This is a genomic window from Butyricicoccus sp., assembly GCF_050872565.1.
In the GTDB taxonomy this organism is placed as follows: domain Bacteria; phylum Bacillota; class Clostridia; order Oscillospirales; family Butyricicoccaceae; genus Butyricicoccus_A.
The window spans coordinates 1-1,130 of sequence record NZ_JBNMHC010000512.1 but is presented as its reverse complement, the minus strand read 5'-3'; the positions used below and the strand labels follow the sequence as shown (position 1 = coordinate 1,130).

The 1,130-nt window shown below is 50.5% G+C and carries 2 protein-coding genes; both read right to left on the bottom strand.

Annotation, left to right across the window (positions count from 1 at the left end; all coding sequences use genetic code 11):
• Positions 1 to 112: 112 nt before the first annotated feature.
• Positions 113 to 904, bottom strand: coding sequence for a TatD family hydrolase (locus ACR0P9_RS13000; protein WP_432620808.1), 792 nt, complete (start codon positions 902 to 904; stop codon positions 113 to 115).
• Positions 905 to 918: 14 nt separating this feature from the next.
• A partial coding sequence (locus ACR0P9_RS12995) for a YbjQ family protein (RefSeq protein ID WP_432620806.1) occupies positions 919 to 1,130 on the bottom strand: 212 nt, incomplete at its 5' end.

The following is a 1,130-nucleotide window of genomic DNA, read 5'->3' as shown; positions in this document are numbered from 1 at the left end:
CTCCTCTCGGCGTTTAATAAACGCTCCGTTTAAATTATTTATATTATATAAAATTTAATCGTGTTTGTCAATTGATATGCCTGATTCTGTCTATCTTTTTATGCACCATGCGTCATACAATGTCGAAAAAGGCTTTTCCGTTCGCTGTTGTAATTTCTTCGACCTCTTGCACAGTCAGTCCCTTAAAATTCGCAATCTGTTCTGCGACGCGATGAACAAACAGTGAGCTGTTGCGCACACGGCCTTCTGCGAGCCGTTCCGGTTCCGGCGTCAGATATGGACTGTCCGTCTCAATCATGATGCGATCCATCGGGATGCCCTCGATGACGCGGCGTGCTTTTTTCGCTCTGCCATAGGTAATCACGCCGGTAAACGACAGATTCCATCCCAGCTTGAGAATTTCCTTCGCCATCTCCAAACTACCGGAATAGCAGTGATAGACACCCTTCAGATCTGCATAGTCTTTTACGATGTCAAAGCAGTCCTCATGGGCATCGCGGTCGTGAATAATGACCGGCAATTTCAGCTCTCTCGCCAGTTCTAATTGCTTGCGCAGCAAGAGTTTCTGCTGTTCGCGTGGCGGAGTGGTCTCCGGCGAACGCTTTTCCCAATAATAATCCAAGCCGATCTCTCCGATTGCCTTGACCTTCGGGTCTGCTGCCAGCGCGCGAATGGTGGCAAGATCTGCATCCGTGACGCCAACGCTGTATTCCGGATGAATGCCGACAGCGGCATACATAAAGTCATGGGTATGCGCCAGCTGTACCGCGGTTTTCGATGTTTCTACATCACAGCCCGGATTGAGAATCAATCCGACGTTATGCTCCTGCATCGATGAAAGCAATTGCTCTCGATCCGCATCAAACCAGCTGTCATCATAGTGTGCATGGGTATCAAACAGCATATGTGTTTCCTTTCTTACTGATTCAAGATACGCACCGCTGTACCATAGGCAATGACCTCCGCAGCGCCCGCCATCACCTGTGACGAGCCATATCGCACGCCGATGATGGCATCCGCACCCAGTGCCTTTGCCTCATCCACCATGCGTTTGACGGCAATCTGCCGTGCCTCTTCCAGCATCTGCGTGTAGCCGACGATCTCTCCGCCGACCAGCGTTTTCATGCCCG